Source organism: Xanthomonas sp. SHU 166 (assembly GCF_000364685.1).
Classification (GTDB): Bacteria; Pseudomonadota; Gammaproteobacteria; order Xanthomonadales; family Xanthomonadaceae; genus Xanthomonas_A; species Xanthomonas_A sontii.
On record NZ_AQOJ01000496.1, the window covers coordinates 1 to 2,705 of the forward strand.

Below are 2,705 nucleotides of genomic sequence, written 5' to 3' on the forward strand. Positions count from 1 at the left end.
CAGGCGCTGGCGACGACGCCGAATCCACAGCGTTTCATCGTCACCTATCGCGATGGCGCCGCGCCTGCGCTGGCCTCGCGCGCGGCACCGCTGGCGGAGGCCGCGCGCATGTTGCCGGCCCGGCGCGGCCGTGCCCTCGGCCTGGCATCGTTGCGGCGCCTGGCGACCGGTGCCGACGTCATCGCCGCCGATCGCAGCCTGGATCGCGTCGAGGCGGAGACGCTGATGCGGCGCCTGGCCGCCGATCCGGCCGTCGCGCGCGTGGAGGTCGATGTGCTGTTGCGCCCCTCGCTGGTCCCGAACGATCCTGGCCTGTCCCAACAATGGGCGTTCGGAACCGGTACGGCGACGATCAATGTGCGCCCGGCCTGGGATCTGGCGACGGGCAAGGGTGTGGTGGTCGCAGTGCTCGATACCGGCATCACCGCACATCCGGATCTGGCTGCGAACGTGTTGCCGGGCTACGACTTCATCAGCGATCCCCTGGTGGCCGGCGATGGCGGCGGCCGCGACCGTGACGCCGCCGATCCGGGCGATGGCTATCCCGCCAATACCTGCGGTGCCGGTACGCCGGCGGCGAGTTCGAGTTGGCACGGCACGCATGTGGCCGGCACCATCGCCGCGGTCACCAATAACGCCGCCGGTGTCGCCGGCGTCGCCTTCAACGCGAAGCTCCTGCCGGTGCGTGTGCTGGGTAAATGCGGTGGTTATCTCTCCGATGTCGCCGACGCCATCGTCTGGGCGTCCGGCGGCACCATCGCCGGCGTTCCCGCCAACCCGACGCCGGCGCAGGTCATCAACCTGTCGCTGGGTGCCGCCGGAAGCTGTTCGCCGACGATGGCAGGGGCGATCGCGAGTGCGGTTGCGCGCGGGACCAGCGTCGTCGTCGCTGCGGGCAACAGCAACAGCGATGTCGCCGGCAGCGTGCCCGCCAACTGTCCGAACGTGATCGCGGTGGCCGCGACCACCTCCGCCGGCGCCCGTGCCAGTTTTTCCAACTATGGGGCGGGCGTGGACATTGCCGCTCCCGGACAGGGCATCCTGTCCACGCTCAATACCGGCACGCTGGGGCCGGGGGCGCCGGCGTATGCGTCCTACAGCGGCACCTCGATGGCGGCGCCGCACGTGGCCGGCGTCGCCGCGCTGGTGCTGTCGGCAGCGCTGAATCCGCTGACGCCGGCGGAACTGGAGGCCCGGCTGAAGGCCACCGCCAGCCCGCTGCCGGTGGCGTGCACCGCCGGCTGCGGTGCAGGGCTGGTCAATGCGGGGGCGGCGGTGGCGGCGACAGTGAAGGCGCAGACGCTGGTGCGTGGCGTGCCGATGGGAAATCTGTCGCTCAAGGCGGGAACGTCGCTGTACTACCAGATCACCGTGCCCGCCGGCACGTCGGCGCTGACGCTGGCCCTGAGCGGTGGCAGCGGCAATGCCGATCTGTACCTGCGCGCGGGCGCCCTGCCGACCGATACCGCATACGGTTGCCGGTCGGTCGCCGCCGGTACCACCGAGCGCTGCACGCTGACCTTGCCGGCCGGGCTCTATTACGTGCGGATCAAGGCGGTCACCGCGGTGGCGGGCGTGAGTGCGACCGCGAGTTACTGACGCGCCTCACTCGCACAGGTCGCAGGCACGTGCCTGCAGTGCGTCGAGCACCTGCGCGGCCTCCATTTCCAGCAGCAGGCCGCGCTGCCCGGCGTTGAACCAGACGCTGCCTGCGCCCAGTGCCGTTTGCTCGATCAGCACCGGCGCCGGCCGCTGCTGGCCCAGCGGACTGATGCCGCCGACCTTGTAGCCGGTGCGGCGCTCGGCCTCGGCGGCCTCCATCATCCGCGCCGCCTTGCCGCCCGCGGCGGCGGCCAGTTTCTTCAACTGCACGCGGCGGTCGGACGGGACCACCACGCAGACCGCGCGCGTGTCGACCCAGGCCATCAGACTCTTCAGCACACGCTCCGGCGGCAGGCCCAGCGCCTGTGCGGCCTGCAGGCCCTTGGCGCCGGCTTCGGCTTCGTAGTCGTAGGGATGCAGCCGGTAGACGACGCCGGCCGCATCCAGCGCCTTGGTTGCGCGCGTGGCCTTGGACATCGTCGCCGCTCAGGCCGCTTCGAAACGGTTCGCCGCCACGTTCTTGCGCACCTTCTGCGGGTCCCAGATGCGCCCGTTCATGGCGATGTAGACGCCGGCCGGCAGCGACTGCACCGCGCCGACCGCGCAGCCGATGTTGAACTCGGCGTCGGAGCCGCGGAAGCGCGCCGGGTTCAGCGCGCCGGTCATCACGATGGTCTTGCCCTCGATCGCCTGCAGCACCTTGCCGGTCTGCACCATCGAGTCGGTGCCGTGGGTGATCAGCACATGGCGCGCGGACTGCGCGGCGATGGTGGCGCGGATCAGCTCGCGGTCTTCGTCGGTGATGTGCAGCGAATCCTTGCGGATGATCGGGATCACCGTGAAGCGGAAGGTCACGCCCAGTTCCTTGAGGATCTGGCCGATCTGCGGGTCGCCGATCTGGTAGTCGGACTTGTCGTCGAAGTAGATCTTGTCGATCGTGCCGCCGGTGGTGACGATCAGGAGTTCTTCCATTGCCGTTCCTAGAAGCATGTCGGGGCGCGGCCGTGGCCGCGCAGGCCGTCCATGATACCGGGCGCGGCGGTACGGCCGCTCAGTCGCGCCCGGCCGCGCCGCGGCGGCGGGCGAAGCGTGCGCGGATGCCC

The 2,705-nt window shown here is 70.6% G+C and carries 3 protein-coding genes; 1 reads left to right on the plus strand and 2 read right to left on the minus strand.

The window, feature by feature from the left end; genetic code table 11:
• Positions 1 to 1,599, plus strand: a 1,599-nt coding sequence (locus tag D180_RS12885; RefSeq protein WP_017913112.1) for a S8 family peptidase, incomplete at its 5' end; no start/stop codon positions are given.
• 6 nt (positions 1,600 to 1,605) lie between these two features.
• On the opposite strand, the gene ybaK is transcribed toward D180_RS12885, so the two are convergent.
• Positions 1,606 to 2,079 (minus strand): Cys-tRNA(Pro) deacylase, encoded by a 474-nt coding sequence (gene ybaK, locus D180_RS12890; protein WP_017909074.1) that lies wholly within the window; start codon positions 2,077 to 2,079, stop codon positions 1,606 to 1,608.
• Positions 2,080 to 2,088: 9 nt separating this feature from the next.
• Positions 2,089 to 2,574 (minus strand): asparaginase domain-containing protein, encoded by a 486-nt coding sequence (locus tag D180_RS12895; protein WP_017909075.1) that lies wholly within the window; start codon positions 2,572 to 2,574, stop codon positions 2,089 to 2,091.
• Between the last annotated feature and the right edge of the window lie 131 nt (positions 2,575 to 2,705).

Excerpts from the sequence above, each read along its gene's own strand:
- ybaK (WP_017909074.1), bottom strand. The coding sequence starts at position 2,079 with ATGTCCAAGGCCACGCGCGCAACCAAGGCGCTGGATGCGGCCGGCGTC.
- D180_RS12895 (WP_017909075.1), bottom strand. The coding sequence starts at position 2,574 with ATGGAAGAACTCCTGATCGTCACCACCGGCGGCACGATCGACAAGATC.